This is a genomic window from Erwinia sp. JUb26, assembly GCF_003751505.1.
GTDB lineage: Bacteria > Pseudomonadota > Gammaproteobacteria > Enterobacterales > Enterobacteriaceae > Erwinia.
On sequence record NZ_RJVB01000005.1, the window covers coordinates 270,641 to 291,764 of the forward strand.

Consider the following 21,124-nt stretch of genomic DNA (forward strand, 5'->3'; position numbering starts at 1 on the left):
TTTACGCCAGCAGTACCTGCGGCAGTATCTGCTGTAAGGCCGCCATGGCGGGCAGCGTGGCCGCCCCCTGGTCGCTGATTAGCGTGCCGATCTGCCGAATGCTGGCGTAGTTCATGCGGCTGCTGATGCCAATCTTGCTGTGATCGGCCAGCAGGATCAGCCCGCCAGCCTGTTCGGTCATCGCCCGCGCAATCGCCGCCTCGTGCGGGTGGAAGCTGCTGGCACCCTGACGGGCGTCCACGCCGACCGGCGACAGCAGCGCCAGATCGGCGCGATAGCGGTAAATCTCGCTGACCGTCAGCTCGCCGCGCGTTTCCTGCGCACCCGCCCGCATGCTGCCGCCCAGCAGGATCACCTCGTTGTTCAGCGTCTCATGTTCTTCCGCTGCGCTAAGCTTCAGCGCGGCGTTCAGGCTGTTGGTGACGATCGTCAGGCCGGACATCGAACGCAGCTCTTCCGCCAGCATGGTGGTGGTGCTGCCCGCATCGATAAACAGGGTCTGGCCGGGCTGTAAAAGCTGCACCGCCGCACGGGCAATCGCGCGCTTCTCCTTCGCCATTGAACTACTGCGTACGGTCAGCGGCGGTTCCGGTGCGGCGTCCAGCGCCACCAGACCACCGTGTACCCGGCGCGCCAGGCCCTGCGCTTCCAGCTCGATAATATCGCGACGGGCCGTTTCCCGGGAGATACCCAGCTCTTTAATGATGCGCTCGGTGCTCACCTGATTCAGCGTGCTGAGCAGTGCGCGGATGCGATGTAAGCGTGTTTCCTGCAGCATAATTCTGATTTCCTGACGATAACTCACCGCCATAGCCTAACTGACAATGCGCGGCTCTGCATGTGTATTTTATTGCGTTTGTGTATTTTGTTGCATTTGCCGAAAAAGTTGCCATGATAATCCCCAGACATCACTGAATGCCTGCCGCCGGGCACACCTCATTTTTGTAACGGGAGCAATCAATGGCTACACGTTCAACCATCATGGATACCAACAGTTTTCGAGCCGAGCACGCTGACGGGCTGGATGCCGACGTGCGTAAACTGACCGATAAGCGCAGCAAAGTGCTGGGTGAGTCCTACCGTTTGTTCTACCGCAAGCCGGTGCATCTGGTGAAAGGCAAGGGGCAGTATCTGTGGGATGCGGCGGGCAACAAATATCTCGACGTATACAATAACGTCGCCAGTATTGGCCACTGCCACCCGGCGGTGATTGATGCGGTGTATCAGCAGATGCAGCAGCTGAACACCCACACCCGCTACCTGCACGAATCGATCCTTGATTACTCCGAACAGCTGTTAGCCACCGCCCCGGCGACCGTCGATCGCGCGATGTATATGTGCACCGGCTCGGAGGCCAACGATCTGGCGATCCGCATTGCGCGTTCATACAGCGGTGGAACCGGGATTATCGTCAGCCAGGAAGCCTATCACGGCACCAGCGATCTCACCTCCGGCGCCTCGCCCGCGCTGGGGAGCGGGCAGCCGATGGCGGCAACGACTCGTCTGGTGCCGCCGCCGGACCATTATCGCGTTAATACCCCCGATCTTGGCGCCTGGTTCGCCGGTGAAATTCAGAAGCAGATCGACGATATGGCCGCGCACGGCATCAAGTTTGCCGGCTTTCTTGCCGATTCCATCTTCTCCTCCGACGGCGTGCTGCCGGGGCCACGCGGCTTCCTGAAGCAGGCCGTTGACGTGGTGCATAAGAACGGCGGCATCTTTATTGCCGATGAGGTTCAGCCGGGCTTTGCCCGTACCGGCGATACCTTCTGGGGCTTCGCGCGCCACGACGTGGTGCCGGATGTGATCACCACCGGTAAACCGATGGGTAACGGTATTCCGGTTTCCGGTCTGCTGGCCAAAAGCGATGTGCTGGCGGCCTTCAGCGACGATATCCCCTACTTTAATACCTTTGGCGGCAACCCGGTGGCGATGGCCGCGGCGCAGGCGGTGCTGAAGGTGATTGAAGAGGAGAAGCTACAGGAACACAGCCGCGTGGTGGGCGCGAAGCTGCTGACAGAACTGCTAACGCTGAAAGAAAAGTACGAGTGCGTGGGCGACGTGCGCGGTGCCGGGCTGTTTATCGGTTTTGAGCTGGTGACGGATAAAGCCAGTAAAGCGCCGAATAAACAGCTGGCGCTGGACGTTACCGAAATGCTGCGTGACAACCATGTGCTGACTTCGGTGGCCGGGCCTTACGGCAACGTGCTGAAGCTGCGCCCGCCGCTGGCGTTCCAGGAAAGCGATATCGACTGGCTGGTCGGTGCGCTCGATAAGTCGCTGGCGGCGCTGACCCGCTAGTTTGCTGCTCTGCTGGCCGGGTCAAACCGGCCAGCATCCCTGCCTGCGGGCTTAACGTTCCCTTAGATCATTTCATTGTAACCCTACGCGTAAATGCTATAACCCGTGCCTTTCACCCGCTGTGAACGATACCCTTACTTTGTTCGGGGCATTGATAACCCTTTTCCCGATCATTTATTTAACTATAATGATCCGACTGCTTACCCGGTGCCACACTGGCACCCCCTAAGATTAATGGAGATGATGAACATGAGTTATTCACTACCATCCCTGCCTTACGCATACGATGCGCTGGAACCCCATTTCGACAAGCAGACGATGGAAATCCATCACACCAAACACCACCAGGCCTACGTGAACAATGCTAACGCGGCGCTGGAAGGCACTGAATTCGCCAACCTGCCTGTTGATGAACTGATTGCTAAACTGGACCAGCTGCCAGCGGATAAGAAAGGCCCACTGCGTAACAACGCCGGTGGCCACTCTAACCACAGCTTCTTCTGGAAAGGTCTGAAAACCGGCACCACGCTGGGCGGCGATCTGAAAGCGGCTATCGAAAAAGATTTCGGCAGCGTTGACGCGTTCAAAGCAGAATTCGAAAAAGCAGCAACCACCCGCTTCGGTTCAGGCTGGGCGTGGCTGGTTAAGAAGGGTGACAAGCTGGCGGTCGTTTCTACGGCTAACCAGGACAGCCCGCTGATGGGTGAAGCGATCTCCGGTGCATCCGGTACGCCAATCATCGGTCTGGACGTGTGGGAACACGCTTACTACCTGAAATATCAGAACAAACGCCCTGACTACATCAAAGCCTTCTGGGATGTGGTTAACTGGGATCAGGCTGCTGACCTGTTCGCTGCTGCGAAGTAACTTGCCGCAGGCGTGATAAAAGCCGGTGACGCGATGCGTTGCCGGTTTTTTTATGCGTCTCAATCCTCGCATGTCCTCCACGTTATAACGCGTTAACCCAGCTTTCATCGCCCAGTGAACTTAATGATATAACTGCACTGGCTTCAGGTCGAAATTCACTGTTATGTACTGCTTTTCATCCGGGATTTAGCGCGAAACTCTGTTATATATAGACATCTGGATGGCTAATAAGATTTTGTGTTAGCTTATGCTCTTTCGTTTGTTGCCTGCCGTGATAATTCATTAAAAAATGCAGCGCATCCTCATTGATAAGCCAGAGAATACACGCCTGTGACCGCGCAAAATCGCCTTGAAATGCGCCATATCTCCATCGCTTTTGGCGGTTTTATGGCACTCAAATCGGTGGACCTCACCCTCGAGGGACACTCTGTTCATGCACTGACCGGCGCCAACGGGGCCGGTAAATCAACGCTGATGGCCGTCCTGTCAGGGGCATACGATCATTTTACCGGTGAGATTCTGCTCGACGGCCAGCCGGTAACGATTCGCTCCCCGCGTGATGCCAAGCAGCTGGGCATTCATCTGGTCCAGCAGGAAGTGGATGTGGCCCTGGTGCCCGGCCTGAGCGTGGCGGAGAACATTATGCTGGACCGGCTGGCAGAAGGTGGCCAGCTTTATCGCTGGGGCGCAATGCGCCGCCAGGCCCGCGCGCTGTTGGAGCAGCTGGATGTACAAATCGACGTCCGCCGCAAGGTCGAGCACTGCACGCTGGCGGAAAAACAGCAGATTTTACTGGCCCGTGCGCTATCGCATCACTGCCGCTTTCTGATTCTGGACGAGCCGACGGCGCCGCTCGACCAGCACGAAAGCGATCGCCTGTTTGCGGTGGTTCGCCGCCTGCAGGACAGCGGTATTGGCGTGGTATTTATATCGCACCGCATCCATGAACTAAAAGCTATCTGCGATCGCCTGACGGTGCTGCGTGACGGCGAGCTGATTGAAAGCGGCCCGATGCAGGACCTCAGCGGCGAGCAGATTGTGGAAAAGATGCTGGGCCACCAGTTAGACGACATCTATCCGCCGCGCCGCCCGCCGTTCAGCGAAGACATCCTGCTGCACATCGACGGCCTGCACGACGAGCAGCTGCTGAAGGATATTACGCTGACGCTGCGTAAAGGGGAGATCCTGGGCATTGCCGGACTGGCCGGTGCAGGAAAAACCGAGCTGTGCAAGGCGCTGTTTGGGGCCAGCAGCAGCCGGATTACCCAGGGAGAACTGCACGGCAGGCCGTGGAAGCCGACTTCACCCCATGCCGCCGTTGAAAAGGGCATGGCGCTGATCCCCGAGGAGCGGCGAAAAGAGGGCATTTTTATTGATGAATCGGTGGTGATGAATCTTAGCGTTAGCGCCGACAACAGTTTTTCCCGCTGGAGCCTGTTTGGCCATCGCCAGGCGTGGCGCTGGGCGGAGGAGGTGATTGCCAGGCTGGGGATCCGCACCACCGGCCCGCGACAAACGCTGCGTCGACTGTCCGGCGGCAATCAGCAGAAAGTGGCGATTGGCAAATGGCTGCGGAATGATGCTGATGTGCTGATTTTCGACGAACCTACCAAGGGCGTTGATATCAAAGCAAAAACAGACCTGTTCGAACTGATCGACGGGCTGGCTCGCCAGGGCAAGGGAGTCATTTATGCCTCCGGCGAATTTGCCGAGCTGGTCGGGCTGTGCGACCGCATCTGCGTACTGTGGGATGGGCGAATTGTGGCCGAAATGGCCGCCAGTGAAACCGACGAAGAAACACTTTTACTTTATTCCACCGGAGGAACACCTGCGTGAGCAGCAAAGAAATTTCCCTCAAGCCGACAACATCTGTCCGGCACCAGCTGTTTGATTTTCTCTATAAGTGGGGAATGTTGCTGACGGTAGCAGCGCTGATTATCGGTTTTGGCCTGGCGTCAGACAGCTTCCTGGAGCCGAGTAACATCATCAATATTCTGCGCTCAATCGCTATCGTGACGGTGATTGCGATTGGCGTATCGATCTCACTGACTATCGGCGGTTTCGACCTTTCCGTCGGCTCAACCGCATCGCTGGCAAACTCGCTGGTGATCTCCTTCTTCGTCTGGTACGGGTTTGGCCCCACGGCAGCGATTGCGCTGACGCTGCTGCTCTGTACGCTGGTTGGCCTGTTTAACGCCTTTATGATCGTGGTGTTGAAAATCCCTGACATGCTGGCCACGCTCGCCAGCCTGTTTGTGGTGCAGGGTGTGGCGATGACCTACAGCTTTGGCGGCTCCATTACGGAAAATATGGTACTGCCAAGCGGAGATATGGCAGAAGGCACCATTCCGGCGGTGTTCTCGCTGCTGGGCCAGGTGCCGATTATCGTTATCGTGATGCTGGTGGTGACGGTGCTGGCGCAGCTGCTGCTCTCACTCACCAAGCACGGACGCCGCATGTACGCCATCGGCGGCAACCCGGAGGCCGCGCGCCTGTCCGGGATCCGCACCAACCGCTATCGCGTGGTGGCTTACGTTATCGCCTCACTGCTGGCCGGCCTGGGCGGTATCTTACTGGCTTCCCGTATCGGTTCTTCACAGGTTAACGCGGGCGGCGGGTACCTGATGGATGCGGTTGCCGCCGCGTGGATTGGGCTTTCTCTGGCCGGCGCCGGTAAGCCAAACGCGCTGGGAACCCTGCTTGGCGCGGTGATCCTCGGCGTGCTGCAAAATGGTCTGGTGATGCTGTCCGTTCCCTACTACGCCATGGATATTATTAAAGGCCTGGTGCTGGCGGTTGCGCTGGCGATCACCTACATTCAGCGCCGTCAGTAATCACCGAATATTCCCTATCTGCTTCAATAAAACGGCTTATTGCGCCTGCCGCAATAAGCCGTTTTATTATCTGTCGTTACACACATACAGCGGTGTCGTCAACCCTGAAACCAGCCATGCTCCGTCATTGAACCGAGTCAAATACAGGATAAAGAATTTACTTTTCATCAGGTTGCGGTAGAACACCTCATCGGGAACCGTGTCTATCTCACTGACGATGCTGCGATCCCACGTCAGTTCCAGCACGTGATTTTCTGGATGGTACTGGTAATCCATTAACAGCGTTCTACTCAGGATAAAACGGCCTTCCGGCGCGGTCAGCCGCCCGGTATAAAGCAGCGCCAGACGGCTGCTGCCCAATGTCGTCAGGCTCAGTCGCCCTTCCATATGCGCGGATGCATCGGGCTGTTTTATCTCAAAATCCACCTTCGCCCTGCAGGAGAGCACCAGTTTCCCATCACCGGAAGGAGGATTTTTATTGCTCAGGCTGATAACGGTTCCGGCAATTAAGCTGAGCATTACGCCGCAAAAAAAAATGATTTTCTTCATGGTTTTTGTAGCGTTAGTGAGAGGTAACTCTCACACGTGGAATTTATTTCCATGTGCCCGGATAAACACTGCACAAGAAAAGTCGACCGCTGATTGTGTTTTGTGTCCTTAGTGACCTGTGTTGTTTTCAGATAAATACGGCTTCGTTTATTAACACAGTTAATATTTTTCTCGTTGATAATATCCTCTACAAGATTCACTTTCTCTTTGTCGTTAATTCCTTTTCCTGAAGCTAAATCTACAATCTCACATAAACCAATTGATGAAGTGGCGTTTTTTCCATTTGAATAAAAAAAACCAGGAAACCCATTTCTTATTACAACAAGAGATAATAAAACTGCAGTAAGAACAATGAATTTTCTATTTATAATTTCTCTTTTAGTGAAATGACACAGATGTAGTATTATTATTTTAGTTCTGCACCGCCTGGCAAAAGACTGCTCCACTGGAGGAACCACATCCTTATTCCAATCCTCATAATACTCATCACGATCATTATTTACAGGCGACTCACTCTGCTCACAAGGGCTATCAGTGAATTTCTGCACATCAGCCTCCAGTCTGAAACCCTCTCTGGGAGAGGTAATAATAATATTATCCTCCATTCCAATTTGTGAGAAAACTTTTCTCAGGAAACTGATATGGTTGCTAAGATTGTTGCTGGAAGGGATTAATCCATGATTTTCCCAAACGCGCTCTAACAATTCCTCGCGCGATAGCGTGATACCAGAATGAGTAATTAACTCATTCAAAAGCCGGCTACCCGGTTTCGAAAGCGCTACAGAAATACTTTCGTCGCTTACCAGAGTCAGTATTCCAGCGCAAGAATCAAATTCAACGAAATTGTTTATCAAGTATTTCATTGGGTATCTGCATGTAAAAATTACAAGTCTATTCACGAACAGCAGGAACTTGACGATTAAAAAGCTCACCTGGCATCCTGAACTCGTTAATTATAAGATGTCTTTATGACCTGATAATATTTTAAGTTGTGTCATTCCTTAACATCCGCGATTTAACATTCTAAACATTTTATTTTTTCACACCATCGTTAGAATATTAATCTAACAAATGAATTTAATTTGGTTTTTTATTTTGTAATTTTCAACTAATTGATATTAAGTTTTGATTTATAACTACAAAAGTTATCATTACTCCACTTGACTATCAGGGGTTGGTTTTTTATTTATCGGCAGGAGCCGGGTTTACCAAGAAGGAGTTATAAAATGATTGAATCCACCAGGTACTTTCAAAGAGCAACATCCGTTGAACGTGTCATCACTGCACTGCAGGAATTTTATAAAGAAAGTGATACTAAGGTGTATGCCAGCACCAGAGATATCGCCGACAGATCTGAACTCAGCATTTACAATGCCAGGCATATCCTGATCAAATTGGAAAAAGAAGGCGTTATCACCTCTGTTAAACAGAGAAAGAGCTTGTACTGGAATAAAACCGAGTCTTTTACTGGTTGACCGGTGAAAAAATCGCGCATTCAGTATTACTGAATGCGTTATCGTTTACATTGCCCGACTATATCATTACTTCTTCGACTGTTCTGGATAAATATCTGAAACGCGAAGATCATAAACCATAGTCGCATTCGGTGGCACCTTAGGAGGATAACCTTTGTCCCCATAGGCCAGCGACGGTGGTACGACGATAGTAATTGATCCATGATTTTTCAGCCTCGAGAGTGCTTCCCGGAATACCGGTGGGAATGCTGAAATTGGCTGGGTCAGTACAATACCTTTCGCATCCATATCTTCAATAATCATACCATTTGCCAGGCTTTCTTTAACAACCACATCAATGGTCGCACCGGCAGGGATAGGGACATCACCGACATAACCAACACGATACCAGAAACCGGAATCGCTTTTTTTGACATTCTTCTGTTTGGTAAAGTTGGCAATAAATTTTTTAGTCGACTTATCTAAATCGCCCATATATTTTTCACGACCGGATTTTACTCGCTCGCTGATATTCATCAGCGCTTTATGCAGTTCATCAGGAGCGAGCTTTTCTTTCCCCTGGAATGCATCAATAATCCCGGCCAGAACGCTCGGTTTATCGCTGTCCGTTGATGCCCAGTTACGGTTTTCTGCCTGGATCTGAAGGATCTCTGTTCCAAGAGAGATGCCAACGGCATAAGCTTCGCGGGTTGCTTTCTTCTTCAGCGTTTCCGAATTCATCTCAGGCGTACCTTTCACTTTAGGCGCTGCACTCTGTTTTGCCGCCTCGGTAAGCTGGGCCTGCGTTGCATCCAGTTTTTGCTGGAGTTCTTTAACCTTATCCTCTGCCGCTTTGTAATCGGCGGTGATGATGGGATCACTGACTTTCGCGTCTTCACTGGTAACGCCTTCTTTGCTCTGGAGTAGTAGCGCATTATCCAGCTGCCCCTGAAGTGCTTTGATTTTCAACTGGCTGTCGGCCAACTGTGCCGGAGTTGGCGCGTGATCGAGCTGCTGCTGAAGTTTTTCTTTGTCCGCCTGCATGGCCGTCTGCTGAAGCTGGGCAGTAGCCAATTTATCCTGAAGCGCTTTAATCTGACCGGCAATCGCCGCACTGTTTTCTTCTTTACTGAGCAGATTGCTCTGTAGCTTTTGCTGAAGCTGCTGTTTCTCAGACTGGATGGCAGCCTGTTGAGTTTGCGAAGCGTCCAGTTTTACTTGCAGAGCTTTGATTTTATCTTCCGCTAATTTTTTTTCAGCGATTAGCACTTCACTGCTTGATTTCACCTGCTCGCTAGCGCTGCGCTCCTGCTTCTGTAACTGCTGAACATTTTCATCCAGCTTTATTTGCAGAGCTTTAACTTTGTTCTGGCTATCGGCAAGCTGAGCAGGCGTAGGTGCTGCTGCCAACTGTTGCTGCATCTGCTGTTTTTCATTTTGCAGATGAGTAAGCTGCTGCTGGCGGGTAGCCAGTTCGTCCTGCAGCTTACTCTGTTGGTTCTTAACCGACGCCAGCGTTTCGCTGGCGTTGCTATGCCCGGAAATTTGCAGCAAAAGCTGTTTGTTATCGTCGGCGTACTGTTTATTCTCGCTTTCCAGCTTACGTATCGACGATTCTAGCTGATAGACCCGATCTGAAGTCTGCAAGACTTTTTGACGATTTGCCGTAAGGTCTGATTCCAACTGATGGTTGAGCGTGTTCTGCTTTTCCAACTGAGCGCTGAGTGACGATTCACGTTCCCCAGTCATCTGGCTACGATCATTTTTGAGAACCGTAAGCTGATTCTGTAACTTACCAAGCTGCAATTTCAGGTCTTTTTGCTGCTCCTGCAGAACAGATTCCGCCTGTCGCGCTCTGGCAGCCTGCTGGTTAGCCTGCTTAAGATTTTCGGCCAGAGCCTCAGGTGCCGGGCGCAGGGTAAATGTCCGGTAAAGACTCTCAACCATTTTTTGTACCATCTGCACGTCATGCGCTGATACGACAGGGGAAACCGATGCTTTTTGTGCCGCAAGGTGCAATACGGAGAGCTGCTTTTCGAGCTTCTGAATAGTGAGATTCTGTGCAGCGATCGCCTGTTCTTTCTGCGAAATGCTGCTCTGTAGCTGCACCAGCTGAAGTCGATCCGGCTCCGTCATCGGCGTCTTATTGACCACAGATACGGGAACAGGTTTTTTAGGGTTAGGCAGGGTCTTGCGTTTCGGCTTAGGCGCTTTTTTTGATGGCGTGTAGCGTGGAAAATCGATCTGCTGCTGCTGATACTGACGCGCAAATTGCAGAACGGCTGGCGCCTCATCAGATTCAGCATAAGCCGGGCTGCCCATAACCGTCAGGCTCAGCATAAGCAATGCGATCGGAGAATGAACGAAAGGGAATGGGCCAGGCTTACGGTTCATGGACGAGCCTCACCTCGGCGTGTCAATCCATCCAGCAGGGTTTGCGCGATCTGCGCGCAGAGCAGGTTAGCGCGATAGCGATACAGCGCATCTACCGTGTCCTGCGTATCGGCATTGGTTTTTTGACGAAGGTTGGCGTATTGCGCAGCGCCATTCATCAGATAGTCGAATGAACTACGCAGACGCGTATATTGGGCAGGGCTCATGACTTTCAGCGCTTCCAGCTGAGACTGACACTGCTCAAGTTTTTCACTGTCCGTTTTATACTTATCGCTATGCTGTACGGTACTGCCGTTCTGTGGTTCAAGCCCGGTTCTTCCAGAGTCGACGGAAGAAGAAGCGGAAGGAGAGCTCACGGCGGTAGATTGCACTTGACCCGCATTCAATGATGTATTTACCATCGATTTTCCTGGGTCTGATGCCGTCTGACAACCAAATAAAAAAAATGCAAAAAACAAAATCGATTTATTTTTAACATGAAAAAATAATTTCGAATACGTTATAATCATGGGTATCTCAGTTATTTTTCACGTGCACGCCATGATTCACACCACCCTTCCTGGAGCAGCCAGTAATTGAGCTCGGCAGGGCGAATCATGTTCAGCTTAGACATAATATTTCTTTTATGAGCACTGACGGTTTTCTCACTGATATGCAGAAAATGAGCAACAGCTCCATTGCTAATACCACGAGCGAGATAACGCAGTATTTCAGTCTCACGCCGAGTAAAATTGTTCTTAGTACGAACTGAACATGGTGGTATCAGAATGTTACGCAAATCAGACTGCGGCTCGAGATGGTGGCGAATAGCAGCAGACACGTCATCAATAGACTGATTTCTGAATAAAGGAGAATACTGATTTAACTTGCTAATTTTTAATGAGTTCGCCGCATTAGCTGATACCGTATCATGTATTATAAATACGCTCATTGCGCGCGAAACCTGCCTGCGATTCAAATAATGAAGATTAGCAACAGATACTGTATCCGCCGCCAGAAATACGAGTTTCGCCCGATTATTAAAAACACAGTCAGTAAACTCTATGTTCATTCCCATTGATGATGAGTTATCGCGTATACAGTCCATTAGCCCTTCAGCAAAGAAGCGATTTGGGTCATTGATGACAACTGTTAAAAGGTTTTTTTTCATAATAGATCCTGATGTTATCCCTAACCCAGGAAGTTGTTTTCACTCTCAACAACTCCCCCCTGCTATCTCCTGATGGCATTCGTGAGGATTGTATCTCAGAGGATTTAATAAAAAAAGCAGGGTTTCATTGATAGATTAATTGCGATATATTATATCGCGTATAATTCTTTGATAGCTAAAACCATTATAGGGAATTTTATGGCGACATTTAACTTTTAATTCAATTTCAGATTTTTAATAAAACAATTTTGGTAGGCATGACACACAAGATTATTTTTAACCAAAGAGATAAAATTATATATAAAGCGGTATTGCTGAGTGTCAATTTTAGATCTTGAAGAATTCACCACACTCAGCAGGAAGAGAAATAAATTTTATTCAATACAAAAAATTAAAATTTTTGTAATATTATTGATGTAAAGATTATCGGATTAATGATTTACTCATACTCAAGATAGAATGTTGCAGTGGCTGCAAACGGTCCCAATACGATACTTTTATTACTTATCGCATCTGGCTCAGCCTGAATAAATGCTTTAAAATCAATGCTATTTTCCCCTTCTTTCAGCTGATATTCTGAGGTTTCTTTACCTAACGGAAGCGGTGAACCACTGGCTGTTTCAAGGCCGATAGCTATGCCAGCAGCTGAACTATCCGTATTTACCGCCAGCAGGCCAGGAAGAGCGAGGCTTTTATTGCCGGTAAAAGATATGCGCACGCTTTTACCTACGCTTAGATCGCACTCGGACAAAATTACGCTAAATGGGCGAGGGTAAGACCGCTCGTGCAGATATAGCGACGTGTCAATTATTGAATGAAAATCAACCTCAAGCGATTCATTTCCCGGACCTATAATACAGGGCTGCGCGACCAACTGCCCCGAAAACTTCAGGTTATCAGTTCCATTCTTTTCTTCATCAGCATAAACATACGACCCTGCTGCCAAAGACGATATCAGCAGGCTAGTATATAAAAACGACCTGCTAAACCTGTGATATATTTTCATCGAGCCAGCTCCAATTAGTGGTATTCAGCCTTTAATGTCGCCGTTGCTTCAAAGGAACCGTCTTTCAGAGTTCCTCCTGGCTTATTAACGGGAACGGCCCATAGTTCAGGCTGATTTTTAAAATTAATGTTAATAGGTTTGTTCAGCGTGAATTTCTTTTTTGAGCTCGCGCTACCATAGTAAATCTGAATCCCCAAGTCTCCGAGATTAGTCTTGAGGACACCATCGCCATAGGGTGAACTCCCAACGAGCGTTAGTTGTAGATCCAATCCCGGTGTTCCATTACCACATTTCAGGTTATATGGAACAGGAAGTATAAAGTTAACACCATCGATTTTACTGATCGGCATACGACCTGGAAACGGTACTTCAATCATTCCTCCTGCCGCATTACCAATGGTGCACTGCGGTGGAATCACCAGAGTACCTGTAAATTTTAAATTATCAGCGGCGCTGGTCTGGTGACAGAATAAAATAGACAGAACGAGTACGACATTCTTTCTCAATAACCTCATTATTACTTTCCTTGTTATAAAACTATTGATAATCAAGGCCAACATTTATCAGAGACCACCAGCTGCCAGCGACTAAATTCGCGCGAGTACGTTCGGGGATAATGGTGTAAATCAGCTGATTACTTCCTGGGGTCAGCATAAGAGGAGATGCATGACCGCCAACGCGCACATCTCTCCCAAGCATATCCGTAAGGCGCAGTGCAAACCCGCTTGCTCCGCTGACCTTTATTAGCTGAGAATTATCGGCATCCAGGGGTGCCTTAAAACTAATTGAAACGGAGGGTTGCCTCTTGCTCCACGTTACGTTTCCCGTAAAGCTATCACTAATTCGTGAAGCGGAGGAGGCGCAGTCCTCCAGTTTTAATTCGATTTTCACCGCTTTGCCGCGATCGCCAATATGACGTAACTGTGCGGTCCCTATATCACCCATAGCAATATCCTGCCAGACAGAGCTGGTTGCCAGACGGCAGGCACTTTCATTTAACGAGCCATGAACGTGAATTTGGCCATGGGCACCGTCAACGTCCCAGTTATCTGCCGCCTGAATGGCGGAGTGATTTAGCATGCACGCAGCAAGAACTCCTGTCGCAACAGCAAACCTGATTAAGCGAAAAGGTTGTTTATTCTGCGCCGGTGGCCTGCAATTTTCTTCTCCCTGTTGTCTTTGCATACCTGATCTCCTTATCTCGCCGTTTAATCTGTCTATCCGTTATTTGGACTTAACCGGTGACGCCTGGCAGGTGATGCCACTGCAGGTAAACTGCAGCTGAGGACGTCCACCGTAGTCATTGATATAGGTTAATACCGGGCTGTTACCTAAAATACCGGCAGTAATGTTAATCGGGGCCTCACCTTTAGGCGCGATCATCACCGCTTCAAAGTCTTTTGCTGATGGCCCCTTAACGCTGCTGCTGGCATCGATAAGAGTGACGTAGTACGGGGTCGGGTTATTCACCACATAGCGATCGCCCTGGCGAGTCAGAGTGATTTTTTCCTGCCACGGTGCGCTGTTACTTTGGGTCATTAGCGCAGCAGGGCGATAAAAAAGCTTAACGCGTGTCTGCAGCGCAATTTGTAGCGTATTAGGCTTTTCGCTGCGCGGTGGAATTTCCCGCAGATTGAAATAAAACAGCGACTCATGGTCCTGAGGTAAGGCCTTCTCTGCGCCCACAGACTGAATGCGGACCTGGCTTTGAACGCCCGGCTCGATACGCTGTACCGGCGGAAGTACGGTCAAGGGTGAATTAATCTTGTTGCCTTTTTCGTCCTCAAGCCAGCCCTGAGCGAGATAAGGTAGCTGTTTATTTTCATTGCTGACGCTCAGGCTAATCGATTTTTGGCTCCCATCAAAAACAACACGTGTACGATCTAACGCGATAGCCGCAAAGGCTGATTGGACCGTCAGAGGAGCCAAAACCAGTCCCATAATAATTTTTTGTTTCATTATTTCATCTCATCTAATTTTTTGTTAACAGCCACTACGTGACATGGCAGTAGTAAATTTGTTTCTTCGCCAATTAACAGAGTTTTAGGCAGTGGTAATTCACACTGTTCTTTACCGTCCCAGAATACTTTCATTGTTTCACCGGCTTTGATGCCGGACAGATACACGCTACCGCCGTCATTAACAATCCCTACGCTCTGATCCCTGCCGTTTTTAACCGTGGCACCAAACGGTGGTGTCGATCCGTCTGCCAGGCGGAGTACCGCCATCGATTTTTCACCAGAAATCACTTCAAACTTACGATACCCGATAGCACCTTCCGTCAAGGTTGCCTGAGTGACCGAACGAATAGCTTCAGCATCTTCAGGCAGCTTATTCAGATCAATGCTGAGTTGGTTTCGGTAATAATTGGAGACGTCGGCGAGTACAACTTTACCGAATCGGTTAGATGAGGTCGTCGATCCATAGCCACTCACCGGTACATTGGCAACGCCGTCGGTATCCAACAGGATTCGCGTGCCACCAATCATACTGGTCCGATGCAGTGCCGCACCTTTTAGCGTCGCCGTTGCTCCCCCCTGGATACTTAATCCTACCGAACTGTAATCGCCTTCCTGATAAGTGGCATTCGCATCAACCTGTGCAATATCGCCCTCATGAGAGTAGTAACCACTCGCTAACGCTTTACTGTGTGACAACCCACTACTCACTTGATAGTTATTGTGTTCATCAATCTTTTTGTAATAGCTCGCTTTATTCGTGTTATCCGAACGTCCCCAGCTGCCGTTATAGCTCAGGCTGGCATCATTGCCCATGGGCAATGATAGCGACAGATACATTCCGTCATCAGTATGACTATCATATTTATTACGAAAAGCAGTTAATGATAAACTTAAGTTTTTTAAGCGCCCTAAGTCAAAATAACTTGATACGGTAACATCATAGCGATCGTTTTCCGGCCGGTCCCAGTAGGTCTGGTGGTTATAATTCAGGTATGTACTTATACCGGCATCCCGGAATTGTTTATTAAATGATATGGTATACATCTCTTTACTATTTTGAGACCGCACACCGGTCACACGCGTATCGAGATATTCGCTCATGCTCATGTATTTTTTCTGTGAAAAACGATATCCCGCAAAGGTCACCTGACTATCATAATCATCAAAGCGTTTGGAATAGCTCAAACGATACGAACCGCCTGAATATATCTCATCGCTATGGGGCAGTTTTGCCCGGGATTGCGTTGCGTCAAAAGACAGCGCCCCCAGGAACATAAGATCGCGACCAATACCCAGAGCAAGCGCGTTATATCTGCCATCAGATACACCACCACCGTACAGCGACCAACCGTTGTTGATACCCCAGGAAAATTCAGCGGATCCAAACATGGGTCCGTTAGCATGATGCCGAAAGTCGGTTGGACGACCGGATGCAATTTTGTAACGAATCGTTCCCGGGCGGGTCAGATAAGGAATGTTCGCGGTGTTAATCGTAAACTCCTGCACGCTTCCATCCTGCTCTTCGATACGTACATCTAATTTACCGGTAACCGCATCGTTAATATCCTGAATACGGAATGGCCCCGATGCCACCTGGGTTTGCTGTAACACACGGCCCTGCTGGCTGATAATAACTTTGGCGTTAGTTTTTGCCACGCCAGAGACTTCTGGTGCATAGCCACGCAAATTCGGCGGCAGCATGCCATCGTCGGTGACCAGCGTTGCGCCGGTAAAACGGAAGCTGTCAAAAATATCGGAGTTGAGATAGTTCTCGCCCAACGTCAGTTTTGCACCAAGACGTGCTATTGCCCTGTAGGCGTAATAACGGCTCCAGTCCCATGTCATTTTGTTTGATGAGTTACTGCCAGACCGATGGTTATACCGGCTTTGCCAGTCGGCACGAAAACGCCATACGTCGAAGTTGGCACCGACCGTACCGTTGCCGCTGGCGTCATAAGATTTATCACCACTCTTACTCTGGCGTTGCCCCTGCGCATTAACGTTGTAGTCAAACAGCAACCCTGGGATACCATTATCCCAGCGCGAAGGCGGATCCCAGTCATCGGCAGCATACTCCAGATAAGCCTGGGGAATGCTCAGATAAACCGCCGAAGCCGACAGATCGGTTTTAACCACCGTACCTTTCAGGCTATCAATCACCAGGCATCCACCATTGTGCCACCAGGTCAACTTATCCTTCATTTGTGGCTTCAGGCCAATTTGCTTAACCAGCTCCGGCGTAATACAGGCATCACTGCCTTTTGGATCGTTCTCCGGCGGATAAAAGCTAATCGGCTGTTCTCTCAGCTGCTGTTTGTTAATATTTACAGACATGATGTAGTCACCCGGCATAACAAAACCGGCGCGGGCAAACTGGTCGAGGTCGATGTTTTTACGGTCGTTAACATCGAGAACGTCGACGTTAAATTTGAAGTCCTGAGAATTAGCAGGAAAGGCCGCCACGCTAATGAGACAGCTAATTAATAATCCCAGCAGATGCGGGCGTGTAGAAAAAGACCTAAAATAATATGGCGTCATCATTCCCTGACCTTTTTTTCCATTCCAGCGCCATAGAGTCATTTACATCAATGGTTCTGCGCCATGCCGATGTTCATTTCAGCTAAGGATTAATCTGTCAAAATGATATCGCTGTGTTAGTAGTAATCCATTTTGAATTTAATTACGGCGTTGTAATCACCCGCTTGTAGTGCCCGATGATTACTGACAAGTTGCATGGAGAAGTTAAGTGAAATATCTCCTGACTCAATCTTTCCAGGAGGAAGAGCCAATCCTGGCCTGGCAATACTTCCACTGTTGTCAATGATTTTTATCGCGATACCTTTTGCATCACCTTCGACAGAAAATAATCCATCATCATTCAATCCATCGAAAGTAATGGTGAAATATTGCCACCTGGTGGAATCTTTATCACTTTTATTAAGAACGCAATTAATAAGATTTATAGAGAAATTTTTTTTAACGCTTTGCCCATCTCGTACAATTCGGCTGACGGGTACTACGCCCATATCAATGGTTTGATCGATACTATTGATATCAATTGCGCAGGCTGCATCAATGATGCTACCAATCATATTCACTCGCCCTTGCCCATTGTCAGAAGACATCAAACCAGAGGAGTAACCTTGACTAACAGCACTCATGTTCAACAATAAAACTAAAACGCTTATCTTCTTGAACATAGAGAAAACCTAACAATTACAAGCGAAATCAGTACATGTGGAGTTATCCTCCACATGTACTCTTCATCAGTACCGAATATTACTGATAAGCAAGGGTGAAGTTAGTAACAGCAGTAAACTCACCCAGCTCGACTTCAGTCACACCTGGGTTACCCTGTACAAAGGCAGAGAAACTCAGCGTGTTATCGCCATTCGCCAAGTCCTGCAGATTGGTAGGTTCAGCCAGCTTAATTTGCTGATTATTACCGTCGTTCATGATGAGGCTGGCACCGGTAACTTTACCCATGCCCAGAGAATCAGGAATTGTACCTTTAGGACCCGTGAAGGTTACGCTCACAGATTTTTTATCTGTAATAACACATTTTTCCAGTTTGATACTGAAGTCACGAGCTACAGACCGCTGATCACCATTAATCAGAGCCGCATTAGAGATCTGTCCCATTTCAACAACCTGATCTTTATTTCCGGCAATCGAGCAAGGCGCATCAATAATAGAACCTTTGAAGGTGAAGCTGCCGCTACCCTGATCGGTTGGAGTAGGATCACCTGCTGCAGCCTGAGCAAAACCAGTCATACCCATTGCCAGAGCAACGCCAAGTACAATTTTTTTCAGTTCCATTACACTATTCCTTTATTGATATGAAAATATCTTTTTGTCCGTTTTCAAGAATGCAAAAAGCTTTTTGTACTGAATCTATTAAGAAACGATTTAACGAACGCGGCCATTAATTATATTTCATGATATTAACAATCATGGATAAATAACTATTCATGCTTGCTCGTTGAAAGTAATTATTGCAAATACAGTACGCTAATTGAAGAAAAAAAAACCGATACCTAAAATTCGATATAAATTTCTGGAACTTCGTAAAAAAAATAATAAATGCGAGTCTAATGTCATTGTTTATCCAAAGTTGCGACAGTTAAAAACTGCTAAGCAACTCATCACTAGCATATAGCACTAAAGAAACAACTTAATGCAGGTTATGGCACTGGGCGTGGGGGATTAATAGGATATAACGGTTTTAATTTACAGGTACGGGAGACGCGGTGGGTATAACGACCTTTAGTGGACTTTGACACAATGCCAGATGAGAATTAACCCTTTGATAGTAAGGCTGAAAACAGGCAAGCCGCTCCGACGTCAAAAAAATTAAGATGCCCGGCACAAGCTCCGGGCAGCGTTCTTAAAATTCTGCCTTAGCAAATCCAGTCATCTCTTTAAGGCCCAGTTCGCGGCCCAGAGCGGTGGTTGGATGTACGACGATCAGACCGCGCACGCTTTTTTTCAGCGCGCCCATATTGGCCTGTTCTTTTTTGGTAATAGCACGGCTGAAGGGCAGCTTTTTAAGCTGCTGGGCTTCTTTACTGAGATTCTCTGCCCGCACATTGCGCAAACGTTCGATCTCAGCGATCAGCTTGTCTTTCTCATTCAGCAGTTCACCCAGCTTCTCGCTGTCGCCCGATGCCAGCAGGCCTGGCTCTTTGTGATTAAGGGCATCCAGCTTGTCACTAAGGATTTTAATTTCTGACTGTACTTGTTCTTTCATAACGATTAACCGTAACAATGATTCATTGCTGCAAAGGATACACCAAACCGGTCTAAAGCGGGTAAGGAGAGGCTATTTTTTGAAGGCCTGTTTCTGGCTTATCAGCGAAATCAACGAGGTGAGGGACAGAACCATGGTGGAACGCACCACCTGCTGATAGCGCAGCTGCTGCATATTACGTAATTCCGCATCTTCAACGGCGAAATCCGGGCGGGGAGGAAGGGGAGTCACACAGTGCAGCTCACCAAAGGGGCCAAGGATTTCATCGTCGGTAAAACGGTATTCGTGGCCATCATGGTTCAGCTCTTCACGCAGCGCCATCAGCAGTTCACAGTCTTCATATTCGCTGCGGTTAATCATGCCTAAGCCATAAATCAGCTTCAGGCGAACAGACAGCTCGCCAAGCGGGCCATCGCCGTGTAAAAGCGGTTCCACCGCATACTTAACGGCATAATCATCTTTGCGGAACACCTGGATGACCAGCATATTAATCGCCTCCGCCAGTAATTCAACGGCAGCGATCAGAAAGCTTCTTACCGAACGTCCGGCATTCAGGCGCTCCAGCACCCTGTTTTCAAAAGCCTGAGGTTGTTCCATAAGTGCCTGCATATCGTTCATCATATGGCGTAGTGATATCAGCGCGGGCACAGCGGTGAGGCTGTGCCCGGATTGTTCGTCCCTGAGGAGCGCGTTCAACGGCATTATGCCATAGCGCTCCAGGCTTTCACTACGGCCTTAACCACATCGCTGTTGGCATCAAGGCCGGAGACCTCAGCCAGCGTGGTCGCAACATCCTGCTTCGCCAGCAGCTCAGCCAGCTCCTGTGCCTGCGGATCCTGTTCGCTGTGGTAGCGTAGCGCGGCGGCGATGCCGGTCACCAGGTTATCGTGAGGCAGCTGATACTCCAGTGTGCCCAGCGTGGGCTTAATCAGGCGGTCACCGGCGCTGAGCTTACGCAGCGGCTGGCGGCCTACGCGTTCAACGTCATCTTTCAGATACGGATTTTCAAAACGGCCCAAAATTTTCTGGATATAGGCCGCGTGCTTATCCGCTTCAAAACCGTAACGCTTAATCAGCACGGCACCGCTTTCTTCCATCGCGCCTTTGACCACGGCACGCACCTGCGGATCGAGAATCGCTTCGCGAATGGTGTTATGCCCCGCCAGTTGCCCAAGATATGCCGTAATCGCATGCCCCGTATTGAGCGTAAACAGTTTACGCTCGACGAATGCCATCAGATTGTCGGTCAGTTCCATACCCGGGATAGCGGGCAGGGCACCTTTGAACTGGGTTTTATCCACAATCCATTCGCTGAAGGTTTCGACCGTCACTTCCAGCGGGTCGCTGCTGCCCGCCTCGGAAGGCGGCACGATACGGTCAACGGCGGAATCCACAAAGCCCACGTTCGCTTCAACCCAGGCGTGATACTGCTCGGGCAGCGCTTTCAGCACGTGGCCTTTCAGCTGCGTGGTGCCGCGAACCATGTTTTCGCAGGCGATAACATTCAGGGGACGGGTATTAGCGTTATCACTGCGTTTGGCCAGCCCTTTCGCAATGCCGCCGGCAATACGCTCAAGGATCTGTGGACCAACCGCCGTGGTAACGATATCAACCTCAGCCACCAGATCGACAATATCGTCGCTGGTGCTGTTAACCGCATTCACACCTTTTACGATCTCAACCTGCGCCTGTTCGCCGACCACGTGAACCGGATATTCATGGCGTGCGTTAATCGCATCCAGTACGACCTGGTTAACGTCCGCGAAAGTCAGTTGAATACCGGCGTCGGCCAGTAGTTTACCGATAAATCCCCGGCCAATGTTGCCCGCACCAAAATGTAAAGCTTTCATGATATTAC

The 21,124-nt window shown here is 49.3% G+C and carries 21 protein-coding genes; 5 read left to right on the plus strand and 16 right to left on the minus strand.

The window, feature by feature from the left end:
- Window position 1: 1 nt before the first annotated feature.
- Window positions 2–778 (minus strand): DeoR/GlpR family DNA-binding transcription regulator, encoded by a 777-nt coding sequence (locus tag EC836_RS14875; RefSeq protein ID WP_123334449.1) that lies wholly within the window; start codon window positions 776–778, stop codon window positions 2–4.
- A gap of 182 nt (window positions 779–960) precedes the next feature.
- Between EC836_RS14875 and EC836_RS14880 the strand changes: the two genes are divergently transcribed.
- The 4 genes from EC836_RS14880 to EC836_RS14895 all read left to right on the plus strand — a co-directional run bounded on the left by EC836_RS14880 (window position 961) and on the right by EC836_RS14895 (window position 6,002).
- On the plus strand, window positions 961–2,301 hold the full coding sequence (locus EC836_RS14880; RefSeq protein WP_123334451.1) for an aspartate aminotransferase family protein: 1,341 nt from the start codon (window positions 961–963) through the stop codon (window positions 2,299–2,301).
- Window positions 2,302–2,550: 249 nt separating this feature from the next.
- Window positions 2,551–3,168, plus strand: coding sequence for a superoxide dismutase [Mn] (gene sodA, locus EC836_RS14885; RefSeq protein WP_123334452.1), 618 nt, complete (start codon window positions 2,551–2,553; stop codon window positions 3,166–3,168).
- A gap of 330 nt (window positions 3,169–3,498) precedes the next feature.
- A complete protein-coding gene (locus EC836_RS14890) occupies window positions 3,499–5,004 on the plus strand; it encodes a sugar ABC transporter ATP-binding protein (RefSeq protein WP_123334454.1) in 1,506 nt (501 codons plus the stop codon).
- Window positions 5,001–6,002: an ABC transporter permease gene (locus EC836_RS14895; protein WP_123334456.1), complete on the plus strand. Its 1,002-nt coding sequence runs from the start codon at window positions 5,001–5,003 to the stop codon at window positions 6,000–6,002. Before EC836_RS14890 ends, EC836_RS14895 begins: the two co-directional genes overlap by 4 nt.
- A 66-nt stretch (window positions 6,003–6,068) precedes the next feature.
- On the opposite strand, the gene EC836_RS14900 is transcribed toward EC836_RS14895, so the two are convergent.
- A complete protein-coding gene (locus EC836_RS14900; protein ID WP_158612793.1) occupies window positions 6,069–6,521 on the minus strand; it encodes a hypothetical protein in 453 nt (150 codons plus the stop codon).
- A 26-nt stretch (window positions 6,522–6,547) separates the two neighbouring features.
- Window positions 6,548–7,414, minus strand: coding sequence for a winged helix-turn-helix domain-containing protein (locus EC836_RS14905; protein WP_148050380.1), 867 nt, complete (start codon window positions 7,412–7,414; stop codon window positions 6,548–6,550).
- A gap of 363 nt (window positions 7,415–7,777) precedes the next feature.
- Between EC836_RS14905 and EC836_RS14910 the strand changes: the two genes are divergently transcribed.
- The gene (locus EC836_RS14910; protein ID WP_123334463.1) at window positions 7,778–8,026 is read left to right on the plus strand and encodes a FaeA/PapI family transcriptional regulator; all 249 of its coding nucleotides are present in this window, start codon (window positions 7,778–7,780) and stop codon (window positions 8,024–8,026) included.
- Window positions 8,027–8,092: 66 nt separating this feature from the next.
- Here EC836_RS14910 and EC836_RS14915 read toward each other — a convergent pair whose 3' ends face one another.
- The 13 genes from EC836_RS14915 to mtlD form a co-directional block, all read right to left on the minus strand.
- Window positions 8,093–10,399 carry an FKBP-type peptidyl-prolyl cis-trans isomerase N-terminal domain-containing protein gene (locus EC836_RS14915; protein ID WP_123334465.1) on the minus strand — a complete coding sequence of 769 codons (2,307 nt, stop codon included), beginning with the start codon at window positions 10,397–10,399 and terminating at the stop codon, window positions 8,093–8,095.
- Window positions 10,396–10,908, minus strand: coding sequence for a hypothetical protein (locus EC836_RS14920; protein WP_148050381.1), 513 nt, complete (start codon window positions 10,906–10,908; stop codon window positions 10,396–10,398). Before EC836_RS14920 ends, EC836_RS14915 begins: the two co-directional genes overlap by 4 nt.
- Before the next feature lie 11 nt (window positions 10,909–10,919).
- Window positions 10,920–11,549, minus strand: a complete 630-nt coding sequence (locus tag EC836_RS14925) for a LuxR C-terminal-related transcriptional regulator (protein WP_123334469.1) — start codon at window positions 11,547–11,549, stop codon at window positions 10,920–10,922.
- Between the two features lie 439 nt (window positions 11,550–11,988).
- Window positions 11,989–12,555, minus strand: a complete 567-nt coding sequence (locus EC836_RS14930; RefSeq protein ID WP_123334471.1) for a fimbrial protein — start codon at window positions 12,553–12,555, stop codon at window positions 11,989–11,991.
- A gap of 14 nt (window positions 12,556–12,569) precedes the next feature.
- Entirely contained in the window at window positions 12,570–13,070 is a 501-nt protein-coding gene (locus tag EC836_RS14935; RefSeq protein WP_158612794.1) for a fimbrial protein, read from the minus strand.
- Between the two features lie 22 nt (window positions 13,071–13,092).
- Window positions 13,093–13,740, minus strand: coding sequence for a fimbrial protein (locus EC836_RS14940; protein WP_233599338.1), 648 nt, complete (start codon window positions 13,738–13,740; stop codon window positions 13,093–13,095).
- A gap of 39 nt (window positions 13,741–13,779) precedes the next feature.
- A complete protein-coding gene (locus tag EC836_RS14945) occupies window positions 13,780–14,514 on the minus strand; it encodes a fimbria/pilus periplasmic chaperone (RefSeq protein ID WP_123334475.1) in 735 nt (244 codons plus the stop codon).
- Window positions 14,514–17,054: an outer membrane usher protein gene (locus EC836_RS14950; protein WP_123334708.1), complete on the minus strand. Its 2,541-nt coding sequence runs from the start codon at window positions 17,052–17,054 to the stop codon at window positions 14,514–14,516. Before EC836_RS14950 ends, EC836_RS14945 begins: the two co-directional genes overlap by 1 nt.
- A 116-nt stretch (window positions 17,055–17,170) precedes the next feature.
- Window positions 17,171–17,716: a fimbrial protein gene (locus EC836_RS14955; RefSeq protein WP_123334477.1), complete on the minus strand. Its 546-nt coding sequence runs from the start codon at window positions 17,714–17,716 to the stop codon at window positions 17,171–17,173.
- Between the two features lie 79 nt (window positions 17,717–17,795).
- Window positions 17,796–18,335, minus strand: coding sequence for a fimbrial protein (locus EC836_RS14960; RefSeq protein ID WP_123334479.1), 540 nt, complete (start codon window positions 18,333–18,335; stop codon window positions 17,796–17,798).
- Window positions 18,336–18,903: 568 nt separating this feature from the next.
- Window positions 18,904–19,266: a YibL family ribosome-associated protein gene (locus tag EC836_RS14965; RefSeq protein ID WP_123334481.1), complete on the minus strand. Its 363-nt coding sequence runs from the start codon at window positions 19,264–19,266 to the stop codon at window positions 18,904–18,906.
- A gap of 72 nt (window positions 19,267–19,338) precedes the next feature.
- Entirely contained in the window at window positions 19,339–19,887 is a 549-nt protein-coding gene (gene mtlR / locus EC836_RS14970) for a mannitol operon repressor MtlR (protein ID WP_199735193.1), read from the minus strand.
- 80 nt (window positions 19,888–19,967) lie between these two features.
- Window positions 19,968–21,116 carry a mannitol-1-phosphate 5-dehydrogenase gene (gene mtlD / locus EC836_RS14975; RefSeq protein ID WP_123334485.1) on the minus strand — a complete coding sequence of 383 codons (1,149 nt, stop codon included), beginning with the start codon at window positions 21,114–21,116 and terminating at the stop codon, window positions 19,968–19,970.
- Window positions 21,117–21,124 lie beyond the last annotated feature (8 nt).

Excerpts from the sequence above, each read along its gene's own strand:
- EC836_RS14875 (WP_123334449.1), bottom strand. The coding sequence starts at position 778 with ATGCTGCAGGAAACACGCTTACATCGCATCCGCGCACTGCTCAGCACG.
- EC836_RS14880 (WP_123334451.1), top strand. The coding sequence starts at position 961 with ATGGCTACACGTTCAACCATCATGGATACCAACAGTTTTCGAGCCGAG.
- sodA (WP_123334452.1), top strand. The coding sequence starts at position 2,551 with ATGAGTTATTCACTACCATCCCTGCCTTACGCATACGATGCGCTGGAA.
- EC836_RS14900 (WP_158612793.1), bottom strand. The coding sequence starts at position 6,521 with ATGCTCAGCTTAATTGCCGGAACCGTTATCAGCCTGAGCAATAAAAAT.
- EC836_RS14905 (WP_148050380.1), bottom strand. The coding sequence starts at position 7,414 with ATGAAATACTTGATAAACAATTTCGTTGAATTTGATTCTTGCGCTGGA.
- EC836_RS14910 (WP_123334463.1), top strand. The coding sequence starts at position 7,778 with ATGATTGAATCCACCAGGTACTTTCAAAGAGCAACATCCGTTGAACGT.
- EC836_RS14915 (WP_123334465.1), bottom strand. The coding sequence starts at position 10,399 with ATGAACCGTAAGCCTGGCCCATTCCCTTTCGTTCATTCTCCGATCGCA.
- EC836_RS14920 (WP_148050381.1), bottom strand. The coding sequence starts at position 10,908 with ATGATTATAACGTATTCGAAATTATTTTTTCATGTTAAAAATAAATCG.
- EC836_RS14925 (WP_123334469.1), bottom strand. The coding sequence starts at position 11,549 with ATGAAAAAAAACCTTTTAACAGTTGTCATCAATGACCCAAATCGCTTC.
- EC836_RS14930 (WP_123334471.1), bottom strand. The coding sequence starts at position 12,555 with ATGAAAATATATCACAGGTTTAGCAGGTCGTTTTTATATACTAGCCTG.
- EC836_RS14935 (WP_158612794.1), bottom strand. The coding sequence starts at position 13,070 with ATGAGGTTATTGAGAAAGAATGTCGTACTCGTTCTGTCTATTTTATTC.
- EC836_RS14940 (WP_233599338.1), bottom strand. The coding sequence starts at position 13,740 with ATGCAAAGACAACAGGGAGAAGAAAATTGCAGGCCACCGGCGCAGAAT.
- EC836_RS14945 (WP_123334475.1), bottom strand. The coding sequence starts at position 14,514 with ATGAAACAAAAAATTATTATGGGACTGGTTTTGGCTCCTCTGACGGTC.
- EC836_RS14950 (WP_123334708.1), bottom strand. The coding sequence starts at position 17,054 with ATGACGCCATATTATTTTAGGTCTTTTTCTACACGCCCGCATCTGCTG.
- EC836_RS14955 (WP_123334477.1), bottom strand. The coding sequence starts at position 17,716 with ATGTTCAAGAAGATAAGCGTTTTAGTTTTATTGTTGAACATGAGTGCT.
- EC836_RS14960 (WP_123334479.1), bottom strand. The coding sequence starts at position 18,335 with ATGGAACTGAAAAAAATTGTACTTGGCGTTGCTCTGGCAATGGGTATG.
- EC836_RS14965 (WP_123334481.1), bottom strand. The coding sequence starts at position 19,266 with ATGAAAGAACAAGTACAGTCAGAAATTAAAATCCTTAGTGACAAGCTG.
- mtlR (WP_199735193.1), bottom strand. The coding sequence starts at position 19,887 with ATGATGAACGATATGCAGGCACTTATGGAACAACCTCAGGCTTTTGAA.
- mtlD (WP_123334485.1), bottom strand. The coding sequence starts at position 21,116 with ATGAAAGCTTTACATTTTGGTGCGGGCAACATTGGCCGGGGATTTATC.